This is a genomic window from Hymenobacter lapidiphilus (assembly GCF_003417065.2).
GTDB lineage: Bacteria > Bacteroidota > Bacteroidia > Cytophagales > Hymenobacteraceae > Hymenobacter.
Genome location: NZ_QVLT01000047.1, coordinates 1 through 25,432 on the forward strand (window position 1 = coordinate 1; position 25,432 = coordinate 25,432).

Here is a 25,432-nt window from a genome sequence, read left to right on the forward strand (position 1 = left end):
GGCCCGAGGGCGGGGGCGGAGTCCCGGTGGGGCGGGTAAAACGAATCAAATCATCGAGAACACAGTACATTGCAACGGTCTGTTCGCGCATGGTCGGCAGGGCTTGAAGGGGTCGAATACTTCAAACTTAGTCTGTTCACGCCGAACAGACTTTTTTGGCCTTATTTATACCTCGCAACTTGGGTTAGCTACGTAATTTTCGCACTCCGTTTCTTACTACTCCGTTCGTTATGGCTGCCGCCGCGCTACCGCCTATCCGCTCTGTCGAGAGTCTGCTGCACCATTTGGAAGCCGGCGAAACACCCAAGTTTCTGTATTTCTGGGGTCACACGCCGGCTTATAGGGGCCGCGTTGGCAAGGAGTGCTTCAGCCAATGGTATCCAGCCGTTTTCACTGCCGAGGGCGATACGTATCTGACGGCCGAGCATTACATGATGGCTGAAAAAGCCCGTTTGTTCGGCGACGAAATTACCCGCCAAGCCATTCTGCACGCTGGCCACCCCAACGACGCCAAGAAGCTGGGCCGCCGCATTACGCCCTTCGATGAGGCCCAGTGGCTAGCCGCCCGCTTCGATATTGTGGTGCGCGGCAACGAAGCCAAATTTGGCCAGCACCCGGCGCTACGGGAATTTCTGCTCGACACTGGCCGCCGCGTACTGGTAGAAGCCAGCCCCATAGATGCCATCTGGGGTATCGGACTGGCCCAAGAAAGCTCCCACGCCGCCCACCCTGAGCAGTGGCGTGGCCTCAACCTATTAGGTTTCGCGCTGATGGAAGTACGAAACCGGCTACTGAATCAGCAGTAAGCACCATCCTTCACCCCAACCCGCTATGTGGACCGAACAAGACAACGCCTTCTGCAACGCTTTCCGTTTTAAAGATTTTAAAGTAGCCTTCAGCTTCATGAGCGACGTAGCTGAGGAGGCTGAGTTCCAGAACCACCACCCCTGGTGGAGCAATGAGTACAACACCGTCAGCTTCCGCCTGCGCACCCACGATGCGGGCAACAGCATCACCGACAAAGACCGAAAGCTGGCCGCCGCCATCGACAGGCTGGCCGCCGAGTACGGCGGGGAGGAAGCGGGCTAGAGCTTAGTAGATAGTGCGTAGTGCTTAGTCGAAAGGAAATCGTCTGTCAGCCTAAGCACTACGCACCATCTACTAAGCACTAACTAACCAATACCTTTGCGGCTATGTCGGAACCTACGCCTACGCTGCTCTACCTCGTGCCCACGCCCATCGGTAACCTGGAGGATATCACCCTGCGGGCCATCCGGATATTGGGCGAGGTGGATCTGGTGCTGGCCGAGGATACCCGTACCAGCGGGCGGCTGCTGCAGCATCTGGAGCTGAAAAAGCCGCTTCTTAGCTACCACCTGCACAACGAGCACCAGCAGGTGCCGCGGCTGCTGGAGCGGCTGGCCAAGGGCGAAACCATGGCCCTGGTATCCGACGCCGGCACGCCGGGCATCTCCGACCCCGGTTTTCTGCTGGTGCGCGAATGCCTGGCCCGTGGCTTCAAGGTCGAGTGCCTGCCGGGCGCTACGGCCCTGGTGCCGGCCCTGCTCAAGTCGGGCTTCGGGGCCGAGCGGTTTACGTTCGAGGGGTTTCTGCCGGTGAAAAAGGGCCGCCAGACCCGCTTGCAGGAGCTGGTACCGGAAACCCGCACCATGATTTTCTACGAGTCGCCGCACCGGATTGTGAAGACGCTGGAGCAGCTGGCCGAAGTGCTGGGGCCCGAGCGGCCCGCCTCCGTAAGCCGCGAGCTGACCAAGCTGTTCGAGGAAACCGTGACGGCCCCGCTGGCCGAGCTGGCCCGGAACTTCGCCGCCCGCCCGTCCATTAAGGGCGAAATTGTGCTGGTGGTGCAGGGCCGCCCCTACGAGCGTCCTGCCAAAGCCGACCGCTACAAAAAGTACGACGACGAAGACCAGACTGACGACGACGATGCCGAATAATACCACGCTGCCCGAGCCCACTACGGTCGCCCCCGCCAAAGGCCTGGCCTACTGGCTGCCAAGCCTGCTGGCGCTATTGAGCGCCGGGCTGCTGTGGTCCGGCTGGCCGGTGAACCCCGCCCCGCTGGCTTTGCTGCTGCTGGTAGCCTGGGTGCCCTACCTGCTGCTGGAGCAGCGCCTGAGCGCCCAGGGGGCCAGCGGCTGGAAAGTGTGGCGCTACGGCTACCTCACGCTGGTACTCTGGAACCTGTTTACCACCTACTGGGTGAGCTTCAGCACGCTGAGCGGCGGTATTGCAGCCGTTATCTGCAACGCCCTGATGATGAGCGTGGCGCTGGTGGCCTTCTACCACACCAAAAAGCGGTTCGGCCCGACGCTGGGCTACCTCTCGCTGCCCATCTACTGGATTGCCTTCGAGCAGCTGCACCTGCACTGGTTTCTCACCTGGCCCTGGCTCACGCTTGGCAACGGTTTCGCCACGGCCAACTATCTGGTACAGTGGTATGAATACACCGGCTTTCTGGGCGGCTCGCTCTGGATTTGGGCGGTGAATCTGCTGGTATTCCACTCCTTTAGCCGCTGGCGGGCCGCTGGGCCGTCTCTTGGCCGGGTGCAGCGCCAACGCCTGATTCTGCTGCCCTTTCTAGCGGCCCTGCTCCCCATATTGCTGTCGAAGTACATTGGTAGCAACTACCAGGAGAAAGGCGCGACGGCCGAAGTGGTGGTCGTGCAGCCCAACCTCGACCCGTTTCTGGAGAAGTTTGAGGGTGCGCCCAACTTTGTGCCCTACGACCAGCAGATGGCGCGGATGATGACCTTGACCGAGCAGCAGCTGACCCCCCAGACCCGGCTCGTACTCTGGCCCGAAACCAGCCTCGACGAAACCTACTTCGAGAGCAATATCGAAACCTACCCCCGCATCGGGCAGCTGCGGCAGTGGCTGGCTACGCACCCGGGCCTCGACCTGGTAACCGGCCTGACCACCGTGGGCCAGTACGGCCCCGACAAGGCCAAGGCCAGCTCTACCGCTCGTTTTAAGGAAGATTTAGGCTACTACGACCTGTTCAACGCGGCCCTGCATCTGGGCCGCGCCACCAACCCGGCCGCATTCTACCACAAAAGCCGCCTTGTGCCGGGCGTGGAAGGTGTGCCGCCCTGGCTGTCGATGTTCGTGATTGACCTGGGTGGCTCGGCTGGCGGCATGGGCTCGCAGCCCGAACGCAGCGTATTCCAGACGGCCGCTGCGCCTGCTCTGCGGGTGGCGCCCGTCATCTGCTACGAGTCGGTGTACGGTGATTTCGTGGCCGATTACGTGACTGAAGGGGCCACACTCATCGGCATCATTACCAACGACGGCTGGTGGAGTGACTCGCCGGGGCACAGGCAGCACATGCAGTACGCCACGCTACGCGCTATCGAAACCCGCCGCGACGTGGCCCGCTCGGCTAACACCGGCATTTCGGGTTTCATCAACCAAAAGGGCGAAATCACCCAACAGTCCGGCTGGTGGGTGCCCGCCGCGCTGCGCGGTACTGTGCATCTCAACACCGAGCTAACCTTCTACGTCCGCTACGGCGAGCTGATTGGCCCCGCCTGCCAAGTGCTGGCCGTGCTGCTGCTGCTGGGTACCGTTACGGCGGCAGTAGTAGGGCGGAAACGGGTGGTGGAGGCCGCGTGAGCAATAAATGGAACGTCACGCTGAGCTTGTCGAAGCATGACGTTCCATTTGTTGCAGAAGCAATCCAACGAAGCGGTAGAGATGCTTCGGCAAGCTCAGCATGACGTTCGGCTAAGCACTATCAACGAAGCAATACGCACTAAACGCAATGGATTACAATCAAATCAGCTTTCAGCTCGCGGCCGTAACGCGCTATGCGGGGCAGTTTATTCGCCAGGAGTCGGCCACGTTCAACCGCAGCCACATCGAGAGCAAAGGCGTCCACGACCTGGTTTCGTACGTGGATAAGGAGACCGAGAAGCTGCTGGTAGCCGGCCTGCGCGAGGTGCTGCCCGAAGCCGGCTTCATCACCGAAGAAGGTACCGAGGGCGCGGAGCGGGCCGAGGAGTACAACTGGATTATCGACCCGCTCGACGGCACCACCAATTTCGTACACGGCCTGCCGGTGTACTGCGTGAGCGTGGGCCTGATTCGGGGGCAGGAGCTGGTGGCCGGCGTGGTATACGAGGTAGTGCGCGACGAGTGTTTCCGGGCTGCCAAGGGTGCCGGGGCCTTCTGCAACGAGCAGCCCATCCACGTTTCCGATGTGCCCGACCTCAACTCCTCGCTCATTGCCACTGGCTTTCCCTACACCGATTTTGGCCTAATGGACGACTACCTGAAGGTGCTCGGCTCCTTCATGCGCGGCTCGCACGGCGTGCGCCGCGTGGGTTCGGCCGCGGCCGATCTGGCCTACGTGGCGGCCGGCCGCTTCGAGGGCTTCTTCGAGTTCAACCTCAACTCCTACGACGTGGCCGCGGGCATTCTGCTGGTGCGTGAGGCCGGTGGCCGCGTTACCGAATTCCTGCACGACGGCGACCCGCTGTCCGGCCGCGAAGTGGTGGCCAGCAACGGCCTGGTACACGGCGAAATGCAGGGGCTGATTGGGGAGGTTTGGCGTCGGGTTTAGTGCTCAGGAAAAAACGGTCATTCTAAACCTGAGGAACTTTGTCCACTGATGCGGGTTCATCTTAATGGAAGCAGCCCTTCGTTCTGTTTCATTATAAAGCCTTATTCTAAGCACTGACAACGAAGCACTAAGCTCTAAATACCATGTGGCTACAATATCTCATCATCGCGCTGCTCTTTGCGGGGGCAGCATTCTACGTAGGGCGCATCTTCTGGCAGGCTTTCGATAAGCGTCAGAGCGGCTGCGCCAAGGGCTGCGGCAGCGCCTGTTCGGGCTTCGATGTAGACCAGATTCAGCGCACGATTGACCTGGCCCAGCAGCGGCAGAAAGCGGCTGGTTAAGGCCAGTCCTGCTTTTCGGGGTTTCAATATAACCTGCCCCCGTACCGGCTACGTATAGCCCGGCACTGGGGCAGCATTGTTAGCCGCCTTCGCAATTCCTTTCCTGTACTCTCCCCGATACCTAATCCCCTAGTCATGCAAGACAACGAAAAAGAACGTAGCCTCGTGAATGTGGAAAGCAAGCTGAACGCCGATGGCTACACAGCTGATTTCCGGGTTGCCGACGGCAAACTATACCCCCTCAGCGACGATAACAAGGCCCGCGGCTACATGCCTAATGAGGTAACCATCGTGGATTTTTACCGCTTCGAAGGCGAAAGTAACCCCGATGATATGTCGATTCTCTACGCCATCGAAACCACCGACGGCGTGAAAGGCACCATCGCCACCGCCTATGGCACCTACGGCGACACGAGCGTCGACGAGTTCCTCAAAACGGTAGAGGACTTGGGCAAAGACCTCGATAAGAACCACAAGTAGCCGGCCCCGGGCCGTCTTCCTTACCCGCACGGTGCGTCCCGGATTCGTCCGGGGCGCACTTCGTTGTTTAACCCGTCCGTAGCCCGGCCGGCGGCCAATCGGGGACGAGCGTAAAGCGCTTGCTGACTTGGCAGCTAGCCCTGCTGCAGTCCGCATTCTATTTCGGGGAAGTGTAAGAGCCTGCGCGGAATTTCGGGCCTATGAGCTGTTCGCGTTTCTCTCTCCTTCAGCAGCTTCCGCATCTTAGCCCCACACTTTGGTGCCTTCCGAGCAGTTGCGGCACATCTCAATTTGGTCGCGGCCCTTGAGCAGCGAGGCGCGGAACTGCCGATACTTGGGGCCGTGCCAGAGCTGGCGGAAAGTCTGGGTCTGGAGGTCGCCGAGGCGGTATTCGGCGTCTTTATCGAAACAGCAGGGCACCACGAGGCCGTCCCAGGTGATGACGCACGAGTGCCACATCTTCCAGCAATGGTTGAGCAGCTTGTTTTTGAGGTTCCAAGTGCCGTCGCCCTGGTTTTCGTAGCGCGAGTAGTAGTCGATGGTCGGGATGAGGGGCGAGCCGTTGTGGTGGTCGTAAATCTGGGCCGTTTTAAACCACACGTCATCTACGCCCAGCTCGCGGGCCAGCGTCCGGGCCTCGCCCAGCTGATGCTCGTTGGGCCGCACCACCAGAAACTGAAACACGATGCGCGGCGTGCTCGATTTCAGCTCTTTGCGCCATTTCACCACGTTGCGGGTACCCTCCAGCACCTTGTCAATCTTGCCGCCCACGCGGTACTGCTGGTACACCTCCTGGGTGGTGCCGTCGAGCGAGATGATGAGCCGGTCGAGGCCCGACTCGACGGTGCGGCGGGCGTTGTCGTCGTTGAGGTAGTGGGCGTTGGTACTGGTGGCCGTATAAATGCCCTTGCCGGCCGCGTACTTCACCAGCTCCAGAAAGTTGGGGTGCAGATACGGCTCGCCCTGGAAGTAGAAAATCAGGTACCAGAGCCGCGAAGCCACCTCATCGATGGTTTTGCGGAACAGCTCGTCGGGCAGCATGCCGGTGGGCCGCGTGAAGGAGCGCAGGCCGCTGGGGCATTCGGGGCAGCGCAGGTTGCAGCTGGTGGTGGGCTCGAAGCTGAGCGCCACCGGCAGCCCCCAGTGCCGGGCCTTGCCTGTAGCCTTGCTCAGGATATAGCCACCCACCACCTGGGCCCCGTTCCAGAGGCGGCGCGGGGTGGCTTTGGACAGGAAGTTGAGCGAATCGGTGAGCAGTGAAGCCATAGGTGGGCCAAAGGTACGGCCCTCGCGGGCAGCTAGTAGCTGAAAGCGGAACGTCATTCAGCGCGGAGCGAAGAATGACGTTCCGCTTTTTTGAAATCTCGTGTGGAATCCGCGCCAGTCGTGCATCAGTCATTCAGAACCCGGCCGGTTCCGATGGTTTCACCCTCTATTCTTTCTGCTGATGCACCGTTTCCTCTACCTCGCGCTGGCGGCCGGGCTGTTGCCCGCCTGCCCCGCTGCGGCTCAAACTAACCCGACCCCGGCCGCCGCCGTGGCTCCGGCCACCTACACCGTTACCGGCCGCGTAACCGACCGCGCCACTGGCCAGGGCCTGCCCGGCGTCACGGTGCTCGTGAAGGGTACCTCCATCGGCGTCAGCACCCAGGCCGATGGTACCTACCAAATCGAAGTGCCCCAGTCGGGCAAAGTGCTGATATTTAGCTCGATTGGCTTCGTGTCGAAAGAGGTGAAGCTAGCCGGGCAGAAGGTGGTGGATGTGGGATTACAGGTCAGCAGTGCCCAATTGAGTGAGGTGGTTGTAACCGGCGCGGCACCAGTTCGCAGAACGCAAACTCTCAACAGCAGTGTCGCAACAGTTCAAAACAGCAAAGGCCGCGTTGCCGGAATACGGATTCGCGGGTCGGCAGCTAAAGTACAATCCGCCGCCGACCAAGCCGCGTACTCTTCGCCCTTCTACCCTGCACCCCGGCCCGAGCCCGGCGCGGGCGAAACCTACGCCAGCGTGGCCGAAAACGGCTTCCGCTCGGCCCAAAAGGAGCCGCTCAGCACGTTTAGTATTGATGTGGACGCAGCGGGCTACAGCAACGTGCGCCGCTTCCTGCAGCAGGGCCAGCTACCGCCACCCGAGGCGGTGCGAGTCGAGGAAATGCTCAATTACTTCCAGTACGACTACCCCCAGCCCGCCGCCACGGCCGCCGAGCCGTTCCGCGTCATCACCGAGCAGGCCCAGTGCCCCTGGAACCCCCAGCATCAGCTCGTGCAGGTAGCCCTGCAGGCCCGCCAGGTGCCTACCGATAAGCTGCCACCCGCCAACCTGGTCTTTCTGGTCGATGTGTCGGGCTCGATGGACGGCCCCGACCGCCTCGGGCTGGTGCAACAGGGCCTGAAGCTATTGGTGCAGCAGCTGCGCCCCCAGGATAAAGTGGCGCTGGTGGTGTACGCCGGCGCGGCTGGCACCGTGCTGCCGCCCACTGCCGGCTCCGAAAAAGCTACCATCCGGCGGGCCATCGACAACCTGAGCGCCGGGGGCTCGACGGCTGGCGGCGCGGGCCTGCGCCTGGCCTACGACGTGGCCCGCCAGAGCTTCAACGCTCAGGGCAACAACCGCGTGATTCTATGTACCGACGGCGACTTCAACGTGGGCGAGCAGAGCGACAGCGCCATGGAGCGCCTCATTGTCCAGCAGCGCGAGTCGGGCGTGTTCCTGACGGTGCTGGGCGTGGGCCAGGGTAATTATCAGGACCAGAAGATGGAGCTGCTGGCCGACAAGGGTAACGGCAACTACGCCTACCTCGACAACCTCGACGAGGCCCGCCGGGTGCTTGTCAGCCAGTTCGGGGGCACCCTGTTCACGCTGGCTCAGGATGTGAAGCTGCAGGTCGAGTTCAACCCCGCCCGGGTGCGCGAATACCGCCTCGTAGGCTACGAAAACCGCCTGCTGGCTGCTGAAGACTTCAACAACGACCGCAAAGACGCCGGCGAGCTGGGCTCGGGTCACACCGTTACGGCCCTTTACGAAATCGTGCCCGTGGGCGCGCCGGCCACCGTCGATGCGCTCAAGTACCAGCCTGCCCCGGCCACAACTCCGGCGCTGGCCTCGGCCGAGCTGCTGACGGTGAAGCTACGCTACAAGGAGCCGCGCGGCTCCGTCAGCCGCCTGCTGGCACTGCCCCTCACGGGCGTGGCGCGCCCCTTGGCCGAAGCCAGCGAAAACCTGCGCTTTGCCGCCGCCGTGGCCCAGTTCGGCATGCTGCTGCGCCAGAGCGAGCACCGCGGCACCGCTACCTATGAGGCCACCGCCCGCCTCGCCGACGGCGCCCGCCGCTTCGACCCCGAAGGCTACCGCGCCGAGCTGGTGCGGCTCGTGCGCCTGGCCGAGGGCCTGCAGCCCGCCCCGGTGGTGGGTGCCCGGTAGCAAGTAAAAAGTGCCGCCGGTTTACGGCCCGCATCAGAAGCGCCGGCTGAAAACCGACGGCGCGGTAATCGTCAAAATAAATGCGGATTCGGGCCGTTAGCTTGCAACCTAGCGGAGCCGACCGATGCTCCTGCTTTCAGCAGAGTTGCCCGCTGCCTGGCCCCTAACGGCCGGCTTGGGCAGCCCAGGCCCCCATTTCCGAAGGCGGTCCACCTCACTCACAGGCGGCGGGCGCAGTGGGTTGCAGCTCCTGTGTCACCCACGCCGCCGGGCCGTCTTCGGATTTTTTATTCAGTAGTAGGATCCACGCACTCAGGATTCTGCCCGGGATTTTTTAACTCCGGCGGGGCGCTACACTTCTGGCAAAAAAACCTGAGCAGTAGATTCCCAACGGGGAGCAGAGTTCGGTGAACGATTACTGCCGCCTCGCTGGAAATATGATGCTCAGGAGCTGGGATTGGAAACTACCGAAGGCCTCAATCCAGCCGCGATGGTGCCTGACGGTACTGAATAGGCCATTCTGAATGAAATCAGCTCCAATACTACATAACCCAAGTTGCGCCGAACGGCGCAACCAGGGCTACTTAAAACGAGTAGTTAAGCGAGGCCTTGATGACGCGGTTCTGGATATCGAAGTTGTTGTTTTTATCGAGTGAGACAAGGCCATAATCATAGCCGGCGCTCAAGCCGAAGCCGTTCTGGGACTGGTAGCCCAGGCCGCCTACGACGGCGAAATCCAGCGTCTGCAGCCGGTCTTTTATATCGAAATCGTTCTGGTAAGCCGTGAACCCAAAGGCACTGGCCTTTACCCGTGCTTTGCCCGAGAGTAGCAGCGAGGCCTGCGGGCCGGCGTACACGTAGAGGCCGTCGGTGATATAGGCCTTGGCCAGTACGGGAATATCGAGGTAGGCCAGGCGAGCGGTGCCGTCGAGCTTAGCGTTGAGGAAGTTGAACTGCTCGAACGGAATGCGGCCGTTCAACTTAACACCCTTCTCGGAGTAACCCAGGCCGGGCTCGATGGCAAAGCGCGGGCCCAGCGGTAGCGTGGCATACAGCCCGGCGTAAAAGCCGGGCTTCATCTCCTGGGTGAGGGCGCCATTGCCCAGAGCGGCAAAATCCTTAAAAGTATCCACGGCGTCGCCCGAGAAGTCGGCCACGTTTACGCCGGCCCGGATGCCGAACCTTACGCCATCGGTGGCCGACGACGAGGAATACGTGGGTGCAGGCCGAACCGGAGTGCGACGTACCTGCGCTTCGGCGGCGGTAGTCAAACCAGAAACAAATAAAGTGGCGGCGGCAAGGCGACTGAATAGCTGAGCAATAGTCATGAGCAGAAAATAAGGGCGAAAGAAGGCCTGAGAGGCAGTTATGAGGGGGTATGGCAAAACCGTGCCAGATTGCGGGCTACCCGTGCGCCGTTTCACGCTGGCCTCAGCCAGGCTCAGCCCAATGCATTGGTCCTAAGGCCGTGTGTTGAAGTAAGAGAGGAGCCTGCCACGGCAATTGTTGCGCGTCATGGTAGTGTCATCGGTATAAGCGACTATCGTTCGTTAGGACTTTTTTAAGCTTTCGATTTGGAATTATCAGTTTGCTGTCCCACCTTGCCGCCAGTAATACGCCTTATTGCCCCCATGCTTCAGTCCGCCGTCCGCTTTTATTTTAGCTTTTATTTCTACTGCTTCCCCAGCAGTCGAGCGGCCGTTCTGTAGTATTTCGCACCGAAATTTTCAGCGCCTCCCGACACTCTCGGGAGCGCTTTTTTTGTGCCCATAGCCAGGTATTTCGCACATCAGACGCCCCATTTTACTACTTCGCCCCATGGTTGGTATTCAAGGTTTTGAGGGTTGTTTCCACCAGATTGCGGCCCGCCGGTATTTCGGGGCGGCGGTGGCTGTGCGGCCTTGCACCACATTCGGCCAGTTAGCAGCAGCCGTGGCCGAGGGGGTGGTAGCGGCAGGGGTGATGGCCATCGAGAACTCGCTGGCCGGTAGTATTCTGCCCAACTATGCGCTGTTGCGCCGGGCCGGACTGCAAATCACGGGCGAGGTGTATCTGCCCATCCGCCAGCACCTGCTGGGCTTGCCCGGCCAGGCCCTGGCCGAGGTGCGCGAAGTGCACTCGCACCCCATGGCCCTGTTGCAGTGCGCCGATTTTCTGGGCCGCCATCCGCACTGGCAGCTCGTCGAAACCCAGGATACGGCCCTGAGTGCGCGCCACCTGCGCGAGCGGCCCCGGCCAGGGCGGGCCGCAGTAGCCGGCGAGCTGGCCGCCGAGCTGTTCGGGCTCGATATCCTGGTGCCCGATATCCATACTGAGCCCCATAACTACACCCGCTTCCTGGTGCTACACCGTGCTGCCGCCGCGCCTTTTGAGCCCCGGCCCGACAAAGCCTCTCTGTATTTCGAAGCGCCAAATGTATCTGGCGGCCTTGCACGGGTGCTTGCGGCGGTGGCGGCGCAGGGGGTAACCCTCTCGAAGCTGCAGTCGTGCCCCCGGCCGGGCCGCACCTGGCACTACTATTTCCACGCCGACCTCGAGTTCGACGACCTGGCCCAGCTCGCGGCCATTCTGGCGGCCCTGGTCCCGCTCACCGATAGCCTGCAGGTGCTGGGTACCTACTGCCGGGGGCCGATGGAACCTGGGATGGGCGATGAAGCAGCTATTACGCTGAGTGCATCGGAGCGGAAGAAAAACACCATAGTCGCCGCCAGAAAAACTATGGTAGAGGTGCTTTAACGGCACCTCGGGTCTCGCATAGTATCCCGTTCGTTCCAATCGCTAAAACATCAGTCAGATGCAAGTTGCCAGCCGCCTGCAGCATACCCAGGAATATTACTTTTCGCAGAAAATGCGCGAAATTGCCGCGCTTAACCAGTCAGGGGAACCCGTGATTAACCTGGGCATTGGCTCGCCGGATTTGCCGCCCCACCCGCACGTGGTGGCGGCCCTGACGGAAGCCGCCCAGCGTCCCGACGCCCACGCCTACCAGAGCTACCAGGGCGTGCCCGCCCTGCGGCAGGCCATGGCCGATTGGTACCAGCGCCAGTACGGCGTAACGCTCGATCCGGCCACCGAAATACTGCCCCTGCTGGGCTCCAAGGAAGGCATCATGCATATAAGCATGACCTTTCTGGAGGCGGGCGACGAGGTGCTGCTGCCCAACCCCGGCTACCCGGCCTACCGCGCCGCCGCCCGGCTCAGCGGTGCCACCCCCCGCGACTACGACCTGACGGCCGAAACCAACTGGCTGCCCGACCTGGAGGCACTGGCCCGCCAGGACTTGCGCTGGGTGAAGATTATGTGGGTCAACTACCCGCACATGCCCACCGGAACGCCTCCCCCGCCCGGCTTCTTCGAGCGGCTGGTAGCGTTTGCCGGAGCCCACGATATTTTACTGGTGCACGACAACCCCTACAGCTTCATCCTCAACGAGCAGCCCGCGCAAAGCCTGCTGGCCACGCCCGGGGCGCGAGAAGTGGTACTGGAGCTGAACTCGCTCAGTAAGTCGCATAACCTGGCGGGCTGGCGGGTGGGGCTGCTGGCCGGCCGCGCCGACTTGCTGCAGGAGGTGCTGCGCTTCAAAAGCAACCTTGACTCGGGCATGTTTCTGCCGGTGCAATTGGCGGCCGTGGCGGCCCTGGGCCTGGATGACAGCTGGCAGCACGAGCTGAATGCCCAGTATGCCGTCCGCCGCGAGTTGGTGCTGGAGTTGCTGGCGCAGCTCGGCTGCCACCCCGCACCGGGCCAGGTGGGCCTGTTTGTGTGGGCTGCCGTGCCGCCCGCATACGCCGACGGCTATGGACTGAGCGACGCGCTGCTGCACCAGGCCCGCGTATTTCTGACGCCCGGCGGCATCTTCGGTAGCAACGGCAACGGTTACATCCGCGTGAGTTTGTGCCAGCCACCGGATATACTGCGGGCTGCCCTGGCCCGGGTGCAGGAGGCTCGAGAGAAACTCACGGTATAAAAAAGAACGCCATGCCAAGCGAAGTCGAAGCATAACATTCTTTCTGCCCAGTCATCAACACATTTCCACCTTAGAAAATGGTTGTTACCATTATCGGCATTGGCCTTATCGGCGGCTCGCTGGCCCTGAGCCTGAAGGAAACCGGGCTGGCCCACCATATTATCGGGGTTGACCGAAGCCCGGAAAATCTGCGGCAGGCCATGGCCCTGGGGTTGCTCGACGAGCCGGCCCCCGACCTGGCCGAGGCCGTGGGCCGGGCCGACCTGGTCGTGGTGTCGGTGCCGATGGACGCCATGCTCACGGTGCTGCCTCAGGTGCTCGATGCCGCTACCGGGCGGCAGGTGGTGCTGGACGTGGGCTCGACCAAAGCATTGCTGCTGGCCCGCGTGGCCGACCATCCGAACCGGGCCCGCTTCGTGGCCGTGCACCCGATGGCCGGTACCGAGTACTCGGGCCCCGAGGCGGCCGTGCCAGGACTGTTTCGGGGTAAAACCCTGGTGGTATGCGATGCGGCCGCCAGCGCCCCCGATGCCGTGGCCCGGGTAGAGGCCGTGTTTGGGCGGCTGGCCATGCGGCTGGTGTACATGGATGCCCAGGCCCACGACCTGCACACGGCCTACGTGTCGCACATTTCGCACATCACATCCTTTGCCCTGGCCCTCACCGTACTTAAAAAGGAACAGAGCGACCAGCAGATTTTTGCGCTGGCCAGCGGCGGCTTTGAGTCGACCGTACGCCTGGCCAAAAGCTCGCCCGATATGTGGGTGCCCATCTTCCGCCAGAACCGCGACAACGTGCTTGATGTACTCGATGAGCACCTGCGCCAGCTTCAGCACCTGCGCGACCTGCTCGCCGCCGGCGACGACGCCGGCATGTACGAACAGATTCAACAGGCCAACTTGATTAAGAAGATTCTGAAATGAGCACAGTGTGAGGTGCGAAGCCAAGCCCCGCACCTTAACTCTCCAACCCAACCGCAATATTCAACCAAGCAACCCATGAGCCAACCGCAAACCGCCGCCGAAACGGCCGTTAAGAACGACTTCCCCGGCAAAAAGCCGCTGATTATTTCCGGGCCGTGCTCGGCCGAAACCGAGGAGCAACTACTCGCAACCTGCACTCAGCTGGCCGCCACTGGCAAGGTAGATATGCTGCGGGCCGGCATCTGGAAGCCGCGCACCAAGCCGGGCATGTTCGAGGGTATTGGGACCAAAGGGCTGCCGTGGCTGCAAAAGGCCCGGCAACTCACGGGCCTGCCAACTACCGTGGAGGTGGCCACGCCCAAGCACGTCGAGGATGCGCTGGCGTTTGAGGTAGATGTACTCTGGATTGGGGCGCGCACCACGGTAAATCCCTTTTCGGTGCAAGCGCTGGCCGACGCGCTGCGCGGCGTGAAGGTGCCGGTGTTCATCAAAAACCCCGTCCACCCCGATCTGGAGCTGTGGCTGGGGGCGGTGGAGCGCCTGGCTAAGGCCGGGGTGCAGGATATTGGCCTGATTCATCGGGGCTTCGCCAGCTATGGCAACACCGAGTACCGCAACGCGCCCATGTGGCATCTGCCCATCGAAATGAAGCGCCGCCTACCCGATTTGCCACTTATCTGCGACCCCAGCCACATTTGCGGCAACCGCACCGGCCTAGCGGCGGTGGCCCAGCAGTCCATCGACCTCGGGTTCGACGGCCTGATGCTCGAATCGCACATCGACCCCGACAATGCCTGGTCCGATGCCAAGCAGCAGGTAACACCGCAGCGCCTGGCCGAGCTGCTCGACGGCCTGATATGGCGCCAGGAAACCACCGAACAGCAGGAGTTTCTGACGGTACTGGCCAAGCTGCGCGAACAAATCAACCAGCTCGACGATGAAATTCTGCACCTGCTGGGCAGCCGGATGCAGGTGGCCGAAAGCATCGGCCGCTACAAAAAGGAAAACGACATCACCATTCTGCAAACCAGCCGCTGGAACGAAATACTGGAGCGCGGCATCCGCAAAGGCGACCAGCTGGGCCTTACTGCCGACTTCATCCACAAGTACTTCGATGCCGTGCACCTCGAATCCATCAACCGCCAGAACAGCGTGATGAACAAGTGAGGTAGTGAAGTAGCGCCAGGATAGCCGGCAAAAAACCGGTCATGCTGAGCGGAGGCGCAGCCGCAGTCGAAGCATCCCTACCGCAGTAGTATATGATTACTGTTGCGGTAGAGATGCGTCGGCAAGCTCAGCATGACGGTAGTTGTGCTGGTTTGGAAACGATTCATTCACGCCGGTGGAACGGGACGCCGCCATTCGGGCCTGCTGCCAATAGGCCCGCTTACTGCTTCACGGGCTCTTTTACCGGCTGGCGGGGCTTCTTTTTTTGCTGATTGGATGGCTGCTTCGGAGTGGGGCTCTTGCCGGGGTTGGCCTTTTCGGCTTTGGCGGGTGAAGCAGGCTTGCCGGAGGTTTTCGGCAGCGCTTTGGTAGCATTGGGTTCTTCAGTAGCAGCGGCGGCTTTCTTCGGGGTCCTGTCCTTCGGGGACTTACTGCTTTTCGTCTGCTCGGCCTTTTGGAGTGCGGCTGGCTTCGGCTCGGCTTTCTCCGGCTCCTCATCCTGCGTGGGGGCGTCTTCCGCTGTAGTTGCGCCGGTGGGCGCCAGAGGAATTGTGGCGGGCGGGGCAGCCCGGGTGGTGTCGGCCACTGTTGCCGGGGCAGTGGGGGCGGTTTGGCGGATGCGTTCCTCTATTTCCTTCAGCAGAAAGCCGGCGTCGTCTTTCCGGTGGGCGTCGGGGAAGAACTGCTGGGCGAGTTGAGCCTGGTCGCGGGCTTTTTCCAGCTCGCGCAGTTCCAGCAGCACAAAGGCCATGTTCAGGTGCACCGTGGGGTTGCGCGGGCGTAGTTGTAACGACCGTTCGAAGGGGGGCAGACTGGCCTGGAAACGGCCCAGCCGCTGATAGGCGTAGCCCAGGGCAAAGTAAGAAAGGTAGTCGCCCTGGCCATGGGCGTGGGCCTCCTGGTATTCGGTAATAGTGCGCAGAAACACCTCGTCTTCACCAATACCTTCCTCGGCGCAGTCGCACTGCTGCACCGCGTAATAATAGTCGCCCAGGGCCCTGGAGAGGCGGTAGTTGCCGGGGTAGCGGCGCTGCAGCCGCTCCAGCACCTGCCGCACCGCAAAGCGGTAGCGCAGGCTGTCGAGGCCCAATTGGCGCAGGCTGTCGGGCGCCAGATCAAGTAGCTTCAGGTCGCGGAAGGCAAAGCGCCGGAGCTGGTCGGTGGCGGTATAGTAGCGCAGGGCCAGATCGGCTTTTTCGATGACTACGGCCGGATCGTCGTTGCGCGGGTCGAGCCGGGCCAGCAGCTGCCAGGCGCTGTTGTAGCGGCGTTCCAGCACCAGCTGCCGGGCCTGCCGCAGCGTGGCGGCCTGCGTGGGGCCGGGCCCAGTTGGCGCAGGAGCAGCAGCCGTATCAGGAGCTACGGTTTGGGCGTGGGCGGCCGCTGGGCGCAGCAGGCCGCCGGCACACAGCAACAGGGGCAGCAGAAGGAGCAGCAGCGGGCGGTTCATGGAGTGTAAAGATGCGCGACCCGGCGCAAACTACTGTCCGGCCTATCCGAAAAGTCGGAATCGGGCGAGTTGTGGTTTGGCCGCCGGCGCTGGCAGTGGCAACTAGAGCCCGGAACTAATCATGGGTTTCCGCCCAAAATCTGCCTTTCTTGTAGCCATGCTTTTCTATACCATCATGAAGCCCCTGGTGCAGGTGGCGCTGCGCGTATTCTTCCGTCGGCTCGAAGTGCGCCACCGCGAGCGGCTGCACGGAGCCGGCCCGCTGCTCATCGCCAGCAACCACCCCAACACGCTCATGGACCCGTTGGTGGCCGCCGTCAACCGCCGGCAGCCCATTGCGTTTCTGGCCAAAAGCACGTTTTTTAAAAACCCGATTCTGCGCGCCATTATGGAGTCGGGCAACTCCATTCCCATCTACCGCCGCCAGGACCTCGAAACCGGGGCCGAAATTCTCTCGCCGGCCCAGCTCGAAGCCCAGAACGAGAAGGCCTTCGGGCGCTGCTACGACTACTTCGACCGCGGCGGCACCATCATGATTTTCCCCGAAGGCAACAGCGTGTCGGAGCGGCGGCTGCGGCCCCTCAAAACCGGGGCCGCCCGCATTGCCCTCGGGGCCGAAGCCCGCCGGAATTTCCAGCTGGGGCTGCGTATTCTGCCCTTCGGCATCAACTACTTCGACCCCCAGCGCTTCCGCTCCGATGTGTTCATCAACCCGGCCGAACCCATTTTGGTGGCCGATTATGCCGCGCAGTACCGCCAAGACCCCGAAGCCGCCGCCGAGGCCCTCACCGCCGAAATCCGCACTCGCCTGGAGCAACGGCTCGTCATCACGGTTTCCGATGAGGAGGACGAGCTGATAACCCAGGTGGAGCGCACCTTTGGCCAGCACCTGATTCAGGACGATGAAGAAACGCTCTACGACAACTTTCAGCTCAGCCGCACACTGCTGAAGGCCAGCCGCTACTTCGGGCAGCACGAGCCGGAGCGCCTTGCCGAGTTGCGTCAGCGCCTGCACGCCTACTTGCAGCAGCTGGCCCAAATGGGCCTCACCGACGATGCCCTGGCGGCCCGCGGCCCGGCCAGCACCCGCGCCCGCCGTGCCCTGCTGGCATCGGGGCGCCTGTTGCTGGGCCTGCCGGTGTATGTGTACGGGCTGATCAACAACTATTTACCCTACATCATCCCGTCGTGGGTGGCGCGCCGGGCCACCAGCGAAGCCGAGTTCGTGGCCCCCATTATGCTGGTGGTAGGCATGATTACGTTCACTGGGTTTTACGTGGGCCAGACGGCCCTGGTGCATCATTTCACGCAGGACTGGCGCTGGACGCTCCTGTATTTTCTGAGCCTGCCTGTATCGGGCTATTACGCGCTCGGTTACGCCGGTACCCTGCAAGAGCGGCGGCGGCGGCTTCAGGCACTGCGCCTGTTTGGCAGCCAGCGCCCGGTCATGGAGGGCCTGCTGCGTCAGCGGGCTACGCTGCTGCGCCTCCTGCGCGAAGCCCGTGAGGCTTACCTGGCACGAACCAGCTGAACTGCGGCGCTAGAACAGGCTGGTTCCGGTTTTTTTGGTCGGCTCCTCTCGCAGCAACTCGTTGTGCAGCATGGCTTCGGCGTAGGGCGTAAGCTTCTTTCTTTTTATCGCTCGCCGCTGCTGCCAAGTGAGTTTGGCGTCGTTTGCCTCCCTCGCAGGCGTGGCCTGGGCGATGCGGGCTTGCTGGTTCGTAGTAGGCTTAACGCCGCCGTCGGTAACAGGACGGGCAGTAGTTGCCTGCTGCGCGTGGGCGGGCGTGGTCAGCGCGGCAAATCCGGCCAGCAGTAGTAGGGATACAAATAGTTTCATGGTAGAAGAGGCGTAGTGCAAGGAGGGCTGGCCGGGCCGGACGGAAGTCTTTGGACGCGACAAACAGAGATTCTGATGTATATCGGAAGCAATTTTTTATGTTGCCTGTGCAATTATAAGGATAAAAATTTATTGATAAAAACATATTGTCATAAGGGCGTAAAAAAGCCTCTTCCCAATGGAAAGAGGCTTTGTTTCAGGCTCAGGTCGATAGCGCTGAAGGGAGATTCGGCTACTTCGCGTCGTTATTGTCTTCGAGGGCTTCGGCCGTTTTCGATATGGCAACAACGGCTACGCTGGCCAGCACAGCAATGCCCACAATAATCTGAACGGGCGTAAAGCGCTGTGAGATTTTGCGCAGCAGCGAACTGCCGTGCTTTACCATGTCGTCGAAATGCTCCTGCTCGCCGCGGAACACCCGATAGCCGCTTTGCAGCGCGTTAATGATGTCTTCGGGGACGATTTTTTCGAGGTCGGTGGAAAGTTGGTTGCTCATAAGAGAAAAGTAGAATCAGCTGGAAAAAAAGTCGCAGGCCGCCCGGGCGGGCCGCCTGCGAATCTGTACGCACATCGGCTGATTTTGATACCTGATTTTGCAAAAGAAACCGTTACGGATGGGCTTCCTGCAGCTCCGGCCCTATTCTATGACCAATAGCAGGCTGCTGCTGCGCTGGCCCTCTCGCACCTGGCAGTAGTAGGCCCCGGCCGCCAGTCCGCTTAAATCGAGCGGCAGCTGGCGCGGGCCGGCGGCCACCGTTCGGTCGAGGGCACAACGTACTTCGCGGCCCACGGCATCGAGCACGAGTACCTGCACGTGGCCGCCCTGGGCCTCAAACCCGGCCGTGGCCCGGCCGTCGCGCACGGGGTTGGGCCACACCCGGAAGCCGGCCACGTTGAGCTTCGCCGGATTGGTGCCCGTCACCACTTCGGGCCGGATAACCGGCACGTAGGGAAACGCGCCGCCCGCCGAGGGCAACAGCACATCAAGGGTAGACTGCGGCACCTTAAACCAATCTTTGAGCACGCTGGCGTAGATGGCCCGAAAATCAAACTGCATCGGCACTTGGTCGTTAACGGCGGCATTGGCGGGCAGCTGCGGGTTGGTGCCGTGGATGCGCGGATTCACGCTGCTGCCAAATACGAACAGCGGAGCGGCCGCGCCGTGGTCGGTACCGTTGCCCGAATTGGACTTGATGCGCCGCCCGAACTCGGAAAACGTGAGGCCCACCACCCGGTCCTGCACGCGCAACAGGCCCAAATCGTCCTGGAAAGCCGCAATGGCCTCCGACACCTTACCCAGCAGCGTGGCGTGGGTGCCAGTGGTGGTGGCCCCGGCCACTACCTGGCTCACGTGGGTATCGAAACCGCCAAGGTTGCAGACGTACACCCGCGTCTGCAGGCCACCGGCCACCAGCTGGGCCACTATTTTCAACTGGTCGGCCAGCGCATTTTTGCCGGCGGCCGGGTAAAGGGCAGAAAGGTTCTTCGCCTTACCCGCCGCCGTCTGAATGGCCGTGGTGTACACTTGGGTTTGCTGCACCACGCGCCGGATGAACGTGATTTCGTGGCCGGCCGGCGTGTTGGGGGCCGTATCGACTGAGCCCGTGAGCAGCTGATAGAATGAGCTGGTGCTGGCAATGGCCATGCCCATGTTCACGCTGGGGCCCTGCACGCAGTTGCTTACCACCGAGCCGATGCTGATGGCTAGCGGGTCGGGGTTCTGGGTGCTGGGGTAGCCGGTGGGGTAACCGGCAAACTCGCCGTCGAGGTAGCGCCCGGCCCAGCCCGAGCTGATGGTCACGTTCGAGTCGGAGGCCGAAGTCCAGATGTCGGTGGCGCGGAAGTGGCTGAAGTTGGGGTTAGGGTAGCCCACGGCCTGCACGAGCCCCAACTGCTGGTTGTCGAACAGGTTTTTGAAGCCCGTCATGGCCGGGTGCAGGCCGGTGGCCGAACTCAGGCGCAGGGCAGCCGCTTCGGGAATGGCAATGTTGGCCCGCGCGTTCATCAGGGCCGAATACTGGTCGAGGGGCAGCACGGTGTTGAGGCCATCGTTGCCGCCATTGAGCTGCACAAGCACCAGCACCCGGTCGGTCTGGGTGGCCCCGCCGGTCAGGGCGTACAGCTCGGGCGAAAACCCGTAGGCTCCCAAGGGCAGACCGCCGAGTAGCGTCGGCACCATCGCGGCCGCAGCCGTCGTCTGAATAAAATGTCGGCGTTGCATGGGGCTGGGGGAAGTTAGGTTGTAGAGGGAACGGGCGTAGGGGCGGGGCTTGTCCCCGCCCGCCGTTGAACTAGAATCATTGGAACCGGTGCGAATGGCGGGCGGGGACAAACCCCGCCCCTACACCCTGCTACGAAATATGGTACTCGGCCAGGCCCATCAGCTGGCGGGTGAGGGCGCGGAGCTTGGTATCGACGGCCATCTTTTTCGTCGCGTTGGTGGGGGTTGCCAGGTAGTCGTTCCATTCCACGGTCCACTCGAAATCGGGCAGGCCGGGGATAAGCGTGTCGTTGAGGAAGGCCAGCTGGTTGGCCGTCAGCTCCACCGGCACCAGCAGCCGCACCAGCTCTCCGACCAGCAGGTTGGGGTCGGCGGCGGTGGCCTTGGGCAGGGCCTGCACCCAGCCCACTATGTCGGTGAGCAGCCTGTAGTTGCCGCCGGTGTAGTAGCGTGTGTAGCCCTTGGCATCAATAAGCTGGTCGGTGTACTGGTTGCGCCGGGGCAGCGTCACAGCATTTATCCACATCTCGTAGTACTGCGGCGTTTGCCAGTAAGCAGGCCAGCCGGCCACGTCAGGCGGGTCGCCGAGCTTCTGCTGCATCACGGTGGCGCGGTCTACCAGCCAGTCCCACACACCGTACTGGGCCAGCACGTCGGCGGCCGGGGGCATACTCACGGGCAGTTGGCGGGCGGCACTCAGCACGGCATCCAGGGGGCTCTTAATTACGCAGCCCACGCTCTGCTCATCAAAGAAGTGCTGGCTGCCCAGCAACCGGCGCAACACCGGCGCTACGTTGTAGCCATTCTGCCGCAGCTCGGCCGCCAGGGGCTGAATGATATTCTGCTCCGTATCGGCATCAATCACGTAGTATACAAACCAACGGTAGAGCTTGCGCGCCAGAAACAGGGCCGTGCTGGGCTGCTCGAATACCATGTCTACCAGCGCCTTGTACTCCTGGGCACCCTGGTCGGCAATGGTTTTGTTGCCGAATGCGGCGCTGAACTGCTTGGTCGTTTTGTCGTGGCGCGAGTCGGTGTAGTAGCCGTTGATATCGGCCTGCGAGTCGCGCCAGCCGGTGAGGACTTTGGCGGCGGCCTGCACGTCGGCCTCGGTGTAGGTGGTGTAGTTACCGGCGCCAATGAGTGGGCCTTTGCCCACGGTAAACAACTCCAGCAGTTCGCGGCCGTAGTTTTCGTTGGGTGCGCCGGCCCGGTTCTGGTTGCCGCCCAGGTAGCGCAGCATCATCGGCTCAACGGTTACATCCTTGGCCAGCTGCTTGATATTGCCCAGGGCCGAGCGGCGCAACAGCGCCACGTAGCGGTAGGCGTAGCGGCTCTCAAACACGTCGTCGAACTCGGCCACGAAGTGGTTGTGCCAGAACAGCGTCATCTTCTCCGTCAGCGTCGAACTTTGCATCTGCTGCCCCACCCACCAGGCCCGCAGGCTCCGCAGCCGCCAGAACTCAAAGTCGTTGTTGAACGGGGCCGTCACCCAGCTCTGGCCCACCGGCATGCTCGTATCGTTCTGAAAGCCGTTGACGGGCGGCGCGGGCGTGGCCGGCACGGCCAGCAACCCATCAACACTTGGCTCAGCGACTTACCGGCGGCCGCCAGTATCTCGGACCGGGTGGGCCCGAACGTGGCGCGCCGCAACAGGTGAGCCGCCTGCGCCGCTCCCCAGGGGCCGGTGTAGGGAGCCAGCGTGCCGGTAGCGCGGGCCGTATCGGGCAGCGCGCGGTTGGCGAATTTGCTGACGGTTTCCTCCTCACCGGAAACCGTGCCCTGCGCAGTCTGCGGCGCAGGAAAGTTCAACTTTGTCGCAGCCGCGGGTCCGGCCACAGATTTGCGAAGAAAGGCGCGGCGGTCCATAAGGCTGGCGGGTTGGTGAAAGCGGAAGAAGGGAGTAAGCGGCTGTGAAGAAGCGAAGTAAGTAGCTAACAGACAAGCGGTCGGCCCCCGGGTTTAATAGCGCATACAGAATATAGCATGATTTTCTTGGTGCGCTGCTACGCGGCCTGGGTATAATGCTGTAAAATTTTGAACATGAATGAGTTGCGCTCAGTCCAAATTCAGCAAAGCGCACAAAAAAGCCCTACTGCCGAAGCAGTAGGGCCGGGCTGGTTGGCTGGTTGCAAAACGCTTATTCGTACACTTTCACTACGAACACATAGTCCTGAAGCTTGCGAATCTGCTGGGGGCGTGTGGTGCCACTGAGCTGGTTGTAGCGCGGCAGGTTGTAAGGTTTGCCCGCGCCGGCGACGCTCAGCGAGTCCACCAGCCGCATCAGGTACGACGATTTGGTGGCGAAGGCGGCACTCTGCACGTCCATCTGGCGGCCGCTCACCACCCCAATCAGGTTGCCACGGTCGTCGAGCAGCGGGCCCCCCGAGTTGCCGGGGTTCACCGGAATGCTCACCTGGTAGAAGCCGGTGTCGCCCTCGAAACCCGAGCGGGCGCTCAGCGAGCCATCGTTGAACACAAGGTCTTCGCGCGGGTAACCGAGGGTGTACACCTTCTCGCCCAACTCCGCTTGACCCCGCTTGAAAGCGTAGGGCAGGCGGCCGAAGCCCGTGAAATCCTTATCGGTGATTTGCAGAATGGCCAGGTCGTGGGCCACGTCGGTAAATACCGGCTCGGCCCGGAAACGCTGGCGGGCGCTGTTTTCAATCAGCAGCGAATCGGCCCCCTGGATAACGTGGTAGCTGGTTACGAGGTAGCCGTCGGCGGTCAGGGCGAAGCCTGTGCCGCTGAACTTGCCGGGGTTGAGGCGCTCGGCAGGCGTAGTAGTATCTATCTGATTAATAGCGCGGTTCATGCTGCGCTGGTCGCGCTTAATGCGTTCTACTTCGCGGCGCAGCATGGTGTAACCGTAGCGCGACGAGGTGCTTTGCTGAGAGGTACGGTACATTTCCAGGCCCAGCAGCGTGGTGAACACAGCCAGCACGGCCACGGCGGCGGCCACCATCATGGTGCGCGGTGGCTCTGCCAGAAGGCACGCAGCTTCTGCTCGGTGCGCGAAATACGCAGCATGGGCCGCGGAGCCTGGCCGGAGGCAAACTGCTCGCCCCGCTCGTCCTGCTCGGCCACTTTGGCTAAATCGAGGCGCGGCGTCCGCTCAGACACCATATCGGCATGGATGGCCGCGAGGCGATGGCGCAGTGCCTGGCGTCGCCCGTAGGCCGTCAGCGTACCGGTCAGCTCCTCAAATTCGCGCAGGCGCTGGGCCAGCGCGGGGTCGGCGGCCAGGCGGTGCTCCAGGGCCGTCCGTTCCGCATCCGCCAGTCCGCCAGCGCGGTAGGTTTCAAATAAGGCGTAGTAGTCGGCTTCGGTTTTCATTATGTACAGCTTAAAGCCTAAGTGCTAGTTTGATTCCTGGTACTGATTGAAAAAGAGCTTTTTCAGGCGTACTAGGCACTTGTATTTCTGGTTTTTAGCGTTGTCGGCGTTGGTGTAGCCAAACTCGTCCGTCAATTGCTGCATCGACTTGTCGAGCAGGTAAAAGCCTTCGAGTAGCGAGCGGCAAGGCTCCCCAATCAGGTCGAGCGACTGGGCCATAGTGCCCAGTTGCCGTTCCTTTTCCTCGGCCAGCTCCAGGTCGGCCTCGGCGCCGGTTTCAAGGAAGGGCTCATAGTCATCGAGGCGGCCGCCGAAGCGGGTTTTCTCGGCGAGCCGCTTGAGCCATAGGCGGCGGCACACGGCGTAGAGGTAGGTTTTGATCTGGCAGCTCAACTCCAGGGAGCCGTCGCGGACCTTCTCATAAAATACCATTACGCCCTCCTGGTACACATCTTTGGCTTCGTCGTCGGTGCCGCTGTTTTGCAGCACGTAATGCGAAATCATAGGAAAGTGTAGCCGGTAGAGCTGAGCCAGCGCCCGGTCGTCGTCGCGGCGGATGGCCGCCACGAACTCCTCATCGGTGTAGGAAGGTTGCCCCTTGCCCATTCGCTTTCTTGCTTAATACGTGGGGAGGAGTTGGGTAACCCACCAAAAAATTATTTTTCGACAGTGGGTTACCATTAGCCGGTTTACGCATGAACCGCGTTTTTCGGATCATATATCTCCAACCAACCCCCAACATGAAAAATTTCCTGAAAGCTTCGGCTCTGGTAGCCATTTTCGCCACTGCCCTCACTTCGTGCGAGCAGAAGGCTGTTGAAACGACCACTGCAACCGAAATGACTACTATGGACGCCACCACAACGACTATGGACACGACGGTAACGACGACTGAAGTAGCTCCGGGTACTACCGAAACCACTCCCGTAACCACGGAGGCCACTTCGACCACGACTACCACCACCACGCAGGAGGTTAAGTAATCAGTGCTGGCCGGCGCGCCGGTTTGCCATAGCAGCCCGGGTTCCGCTAGCGCGGGGCCCGGGCTATTTTTTGGCCGAAGCAGGCTGTAAGATAGGGCTCAACCGCAGGAGTTAGTTCGGTTGCACTGCCAGGGATTGGCTGTCAGGCCGATAGCTGCGACCCGGGGCGGCCGCGCTACAGCTTCTCCTCCAGCCACAACATTCCCGCGCCCAGCAGCAGCAGGGCGTAGCCCCACCAGCGGGGCCAGGTTTCGCGCCCCGCCGTACCGGCAGCGCCCGTACTCTCTACGCTCGCTGCGGTTACTGCCGACGCGGCCGCAGCCTGAGCGGCGGCCAACTGCCATTGCGGCTGTTCGGGCCCGCGCCATTGGCCAGGCGCGTACACGTAGAACCACTGCCGGGCCGCACCTACCCGGGCCTGGTGCCAGCCGGCTACCGTGGGCCAGTACATAGCAGTGCTCCACTCGGGCACGTGGGCGTCGGGCCGGCGGGCGGCGGCTACGGCCGTGCCATCGGGGCCGGTCAGGGTAAGCGGGCCAGTGGCCGCGCCGGTGGTGCGTAGCTCGAGCGGAGCGTTGGGCCGGGGCCACTGGCTGAGCGGGGCAATGCTAAGCGCGGCGGGCCGGGGCGGGCGGGCGGCCCGAGCAGGCGGCTCCAGTAGGCTCCGTATACCGCCGGCTGCCCGCGCAGCTGCCACGGAAACGTCTCGGTCAGCGTG

General features: G+C 62.0%; 25 protein-coding genes. 14 read left to right on the forward strand and 11 right to left on the reverse strand.

Annotated elements, in window-relative coordinates; translation table 11 throughout:
* The first annotated feature begins 230 nt into the window (after positions 1 to 230).
* The 7 genes from D0N36_RS18090 (at position 231) to D0N36_RS18120 (ending at position 5,406) form a co-directional block, all read left to right on the forward strand.
* On the forward strand, positions 231 to 806 hold the full coding sequence (locus D0N36_RS18090; protein ID WP_116943229.1) for an NADAR family protein: 576 nt from the start codon (positions 231 to 233) through the stop codon (positions 804 to 806).
* Positions 807 to 831: 25 nt separating this feature from the next.
* A complete protein-coding gene (locus tag D0N36_RS18095; RefSeq protein WP_116943230.1) occupies positions 832 to 1,089 on the forward strand; it encodes a 4a-hydroxytetrahydrobiopterin dehydratase in 258 nt (85 codons plus the stop codon).
* Positions 1,090 to 1,193: 104 nt separating this feature from the next.
* Positions 1,194 to 1,958 (forward strand): 16S rRNA (cytidine(1402)-2'-O)-methyltransferase, encoded by a 765-nt coding sequence (rsmI, locus tag D0N36_RS18100; protein ID WP_116943231.1) that lies wholly within the window; start codon positions 1,194 to 1,196, stop codon positions 1,956 to 1,958.
* Positions 1,948 to 3,636, forward strand: a complete 1,689-nt coding sequence (gene lnt, locus D0N36_RS18105) for an apolipoprotein N-acyltransferase (protein ID WP_116943232.1) — start codon at positions 1,948 to 1,950, stop codon at positions 3,634 to 3,636. Before rsmI ends, lnt begins: the two co-directional genes overlap by 11 nt.
* 148 nt (positions 3,637 to 3,784) lie before the next feature.
* The gene (locus D0N36_RS18110) at positions 3,785 to 4,585 is read left to right on the forward strand and encodes an inositol monophosphatase family protein (protein ID WP_116943233.1); all 801 of its coding nucleotides are present in this window, start codon (positions 3,785 to 3,787) and stop codon (positions 4,583 to 4,585) included.
* A gap of 143 nt (positions 4,586 to 4,728) precedes the next feature.
* Positions 4,729 to 4,926, forward strand: coding sequence for a FeoB-associated Cys-rich membrane protein (locus D0N36_RS18115; RefSeq protein WP_116943234.1), 198 nt, complete (start codon positions 4,729 to 4,731; stop codon positions 4,924 to 4,926).
* A 135-nt stretch (positions 4,927 to 5,061) separates the two neighbouring features.
* Entirely contained in the window at positions 5,062 to 5,406 is a 345-nt protein-coding gene (locus D0N36_RS18120; RefSeq protein ID WP_116943235.1) for a hypothetical protein, read from the forward strand.
* A gap of 243 nt (positions 5,407 to 5,649) precedes the next feature.
* Here D0N36_RS18120 and D0N36_RS18125 read toward each other — a convergent pair whose 3' ends face one another.
* Positions 5,650 to 6,672 carry an SPASM domain-containing protein gene (locus D0N36_RS18125; RefSeq protein ID WP_116943253.1) on the reverse strand — a complete coding sequence of 341 codons (1,023 nt, stop codon included), beginning with the start codon at positions 6,670 to 6,672 and terminating at the stop codon, positions 5,650 to 5,652.
* Positions 6,673 to 6,853: 181 nt separating this feature from the next.
* On the opposite strand from D0N36_RS18125, the gene D0N36_RS18130 reads away from it, so the two are divergent.
* The gene (locus tag D0N36_RS18130; RefSeq protein WP_116943236.1) at positions 6,854 to 8,827 is read left to right on the forward strand and encodes a vWA domain-containing protein; all 1,974 of its coding nucleotides are present in this window, start codon (positions 6,854 to 6,856) and stop codon (positions 8,825 to 8,827) included.
* A 584-nt stretch (positions 8,828 to 9,411) separates the two neighbouring features.
* Here D0N36_RS18130 and D0N36_RS18135 read toward each other — a convergent pair.
* Complete coding sequence (locus D0N36_RS18135; RefSeq protein WP_242478992.1) at positions 9,412 to 10,098, reverse strand: porin family protein; 687 nt, start codon at positions 10,096 to 10,098, stop codon at positions 9,412 to 9,414.
* 547 nt (positions 10,099 to 10,645) lie between these two features.
* On the opposite strand from D0N36_RS18135, the gene D0N36_RS18140 reads away from it, so the two are divergent.
* From D0N36_RS18140 to D0N36_RS18155, 4 genes are all read left to right on the forward strand, one after another.
* A complete protein-coding gene (locus D0N36_RS18140) occupies positions 10,646 to 11,563 on the forward strand; it encodes a prephenate dehydratase (protein WP_116943238.1) in 918 nt (305 codons plus the stop codon).
* A gap of 58 nt (positions 11,564 to 11,621) precedes the next feature.
* Positions 11,622 to 12,794 carry a pyridoxal phosphate-dependent aminotransferase gene (locus D0N36_RS18145; protein WP_116943239.1) on the forward strand — a complete coding sequence of 391 codons (1,173 nt, stop codon included), beginning with the start codon at positions 11,622 to 11,624 and terminating at the stop codon, positions 12,792 to 12,794.
* A gap of 77 nt (positions 12,795 to 12,871) precedes the next feature.
* Entirely contained in the window at positions 12,872 to 13,717 is an 846-nt protein-coding gene (locus D0N36_RS18150) for a prephenate dehydrogenase (protein ID WP_116943240.1), read from the forward strand.
* A gap of 75 nt (positions 13,718 to 13,792) precedes the next feature.
* Positions 13,793 to 14,884, forward strand: a complete 1,092-nt coding sequence (locus D0N36_RS18155; protein ID WP_116943241.1) for a chorismate mutase — start codon at positions 13,793 to 13,795, stop codon at positions 14,882 to 14,884.
* A 220-nt stretch (positions 14,885 to 15,104) separates the two neighbouring features.
* Here D0N36_RS18155 and D0N36_RS18160 read toward each other — a convergent pair whose 3' ends face one another.
* Positions 15,105 to 16,334 carry a tetratricopeptide repeat protein gene (locus D0N36_RS18160; RefSeq protein ID WP_116943242.1) on the reverse strand — a complete coding sequence of 410 codons (1,230 nt, stop codon included), beginning with the start codon at positions 16,332 to 16,334 and terminating at the stop codon, positions 15,105 to 15,107.
* Between the two features lie 157 nt (positions 16,335 to 16,491).
* On the opposite strand from D0N36_RS18160, the gene D0N36_RS18165 reads away from it, so the two are divergent.
* Positions 16,492 to 17,865: a lysophospholipid acyltransferase family protein gene (locus tag D0N36_RS18165; protein WP_190242752.1), complete on the forward strand. Its 1,374-nt coding sequence runs from the start codon at positions 16,492 to 16,494 to the stop codon at positions 17,863 to 17,865.
* A 9-nt stretch (positions 17,866 to 17,874) separates the two neighbouring features.
* Here D0N36_RS18165 and D0N36_RS18170 read toward each other — a convergent pair whose 3' ends face one another.
* From D0N36_RS18170 to D0N36_RS18200, 7 genes are all read right to left on the reverse strand, one after another.
* Positions 17,875 to 18,174, reverse strand: a complete 300-nt coding sequence (locus D0N36_RS18170) for a hypothetical protein (protein ID WP_116943244.1) — start codon at positions 18,172 to 18,174, stop codon at positions 17,875 to 17,877.
* A 232-nt stretch (positions 18,175 to 18,406) separates the two neighbouring features.
* Complete coding sequence (locus tag D0N36_RS18175) at positions 18,407 to 18,670, reverse strand: hypothetical protein (protein ID WP_116943245.1); 264 nt, start codon at positions 18,668 to 18,670, stop codon at positions 18,407 to 18,409.
* 141 nt (positions 18,671 to 18,811) lie between these two features.
* Complete coding sequence (locus D0N36_RS18180) at positions 18,812 to 20,395, reverse strand: DUF1501 domain-containing protein (RefSeq protein ID WP_116943246.1); 1,584 nt, start codon at positions 20,393 to 20,395, stop codon at positions 18,812 to 18,814.
* 130 nt (positions 20,396 to 20,525) lie between these two features.
* A complete protein-coding gene (locus D0N36_RS18185; protein ID WP_147320975.1) occupies positions 20,526 to 21,959 on the reverse strand; it encodes a DUF1800 domain-containing protein in 1,434 nt (477 codons plus the stop codon).
* 576 nt (positions 21,960 to 22,535) lie between these two features.
* Complete coding sequence (locus tag D0N36_RS18190) at positions 22,536 to 23,363, reverse strand: S1C family serine protease (protein WP_116943248.1); 828 nt, start codon at positions 23,361 to 23,363, stop codon at positions 22,536 to 22,538.
* On the reverse strand, positions 23,360 to 23,731 hold the full coding sequence (locus D0N36_RS18195; RefSeq protein ID WP_116943249.1) for a hypothetical protein: 372 nt from the start codon (positions 23,729 to 23,731) through the stop codon (positions 23,360 to 23,362). Before D0N36_RS18195 ends, D0N36_RS18190 begins: the two co-directional genes overlap by 4 nt.
* 24 nt (positions 23,732 to 23,755) lie before the next feature.
* Positions 23,756 to 24,337 (reverse strand): RNA polymerase sigma factor, encoded by a 582-nt coding sequence (locus tag D0N36_RS18200; protein WP_116943250.1) that lies wholly within the window; start codon positions 24,335 to 24,337, stop codon positions 23,756 to 23,758.
* Between the two features lie 134 nt (positions 24,338 to 24,471).
* Here D0N36_RS18200 and D0N36_RS18205 point away from each other — a divergent pair, with 134 nt between their 5' ends.
* Positions 24,472 to 24,714, forward strand: coding sequence for a hypothetical protein (locus tag D0N36_RS18205; protein ID WP_116943251.1), 243 nt, complete (start codon positions 24,472 to 24,474; stop codon positions 24,712 to 24,714).
* Between the two features lie 175 nt (positions 24,715 to 24,889).
* Here D0N36_RS18205 and D0N36_RS18210 read toward each other — a convergent pair.
* Positions 24,890 to 25,432, reverse strand: a 543-nt coding sequence (locus tag D0N36_RS18210; RefSeq protein WP_199798373.1) for a hypothetical protein, incomplete at its 5' end; no start/stop codon positions are given.